The sequence below is a fragment of the Streptomyces sp. C genome (genome assembly GCF_000158895.1).
In the GTDB taxonomy this organism is placed as follows: Bacteria; Actinomycetota; Actinomycetes; order Streptomycetales; family Streptomycetaceae; genus Streptomyces; species Streptomyces racemochromogenes.
This window is the reverse complement of sequence record NZ_GG657750.1, coordinates 1,004,605-1,005,951: the sequence shown is the minus strand read 5'-3', so window position 1 is coordinate 1,005,951 and position 1,347 is coordinate 1,004,605. Positions and strand designations below refer to the sequence as shown.

At 77.1% G+C, this 1,347-nt stretch carries 1 protein-coding gene and 1 pseudogene; one reads left to right on the top strand and one right to left on the bottom strand.

Translation table 11 applies throughout. The features are described 5' to 3' along the window. Positions 1–823, top strand: an 823-nt coding sequence (locus tag SSNG_RS43480; RefSeq protein WP_241694990.1) for an MFS transporter, incomplete at its 5' end; no start/stop codon positions are given. 84 nt (positions 824–907) lie between these two features. Here SSNG_RS43480 and SSNG_RS04450 read toward each other — a convergent pair. Further along, positions 908–1,347: pseudogene (locus SSNG_RS04450) on the bottom strand (HAD-IA family hydrolase); the annotation flags it as partial.

The following is a 1,347-nucleotide window of genomic DNA, read 5'->3' as shown; positions in this document are numbered from 1 at the left end:
CGAGACCCGCTCGGACCGGCCGGCGTCCGTGGACGTCCCCGGGACGCTGCTGCTCGGCCTCACCCTGGTGTCGCTGCTGCTGCCGCTGACCGAGGGGCGGGCGGCCGGCTGGCCGCTGTGGACCTGGGTGGCGCTGGCCGTGTCCCCCTTCGCGGCCCTGGCCTTCTACCTGACGGAGCGCCGCGCCGACCGGCTCGGGCACACCCCGCTGGTGCCGCCGAGCCTGCTGCGGCTGGTGTCGTTGCGGCGCGGACTGGTGATGCTGGCGCCGTTCTCGGTCGGCTTCAGCGGCTTCATGTTCGTGGTGGCCGTCGCCCTCCAGCAGGGCCTGCGGATGGGTCCGGTGGAGGCGGGGGCCGCGCTGGTGCCGATGGCCCTGGGCTACTTCGGCGCCTCCCTCGCCGGGCCCCGGCTGACCGGCAGGTTCGGCAGCCGGGTCGTCATCGCCGGCGGGCTGGTCCAGGCCCTCGGCATCGCCCTGGTGCTGGCGGCCGTCCGGTACGGCTGGCCGGACCTCGGTATCGCCGGGCTGGCTCCGGGTGTCGCCGTCGCGGGCCTCGGCCAGGGCCTCCAGCAGCCGGTGCTGATGCGGCTGATGCTCTCGGACGTCCCGGCGGACCGGGCGGGCGTGGGCAGCGGGGTCATGATCACCACGCAGCAGTCCTCGCTGACCCTGGGTGTGGCGACCGTCGGCAGCCTCTTCCTCGCACTCGTCGCCCCGCTGGGGATGCGGGACGCCCTCGCCGTGACCCTGCTGGTCCAGCTGGGCCTGATCGCCGTGACGACGGCCCTGGGCCTGCGCCTGCCGCGCGTGGTGCGCTGAACGGACCTCCGGAAGCCCCCCCCGCAGGAGCGTGACGGCCCCCGCTCCCCGGCCCCCCGGCGGCCCCGCGCTCACCGGCCGCCGTCAGGCGCGGGCGGCATCCGCCCCGCGTGCGAAGAGCCACTCCTCGGCGGCGTCCGCGTCGAACTCCCGCTGGCCGCCCGCGAAGAGCAGCCCCGCCGCCGCGAACGCCGGGTCGCCCGCGGTCTCCGCCACGTACGGGACCGCCACGCAGCGCATCCCGGCGGCGTGCGCGGCCAGCGCCCCCGGCGCCGCGTCCTCGACCACCACGCAGTCGGCGGGCCGGGCGCCGAGCCGACGGGCCGCCTCCAGGAACACGTCCGGGGCGGGCTTGCCCCGCTCGACAAAAAACGGCGGAGACGGCCGTCGTCAGCAGCGCGGCCAGCCCGGTGCCCTCCAGCACGGCGTCGATCGCCTCCCGCGTGGGGCCGGAGGCCACCGCCATCGGCACGCCCCGCTCTTCCCGCCGCTGCACGAAGGTCCGCATCCGGGGGAAGGCCTCC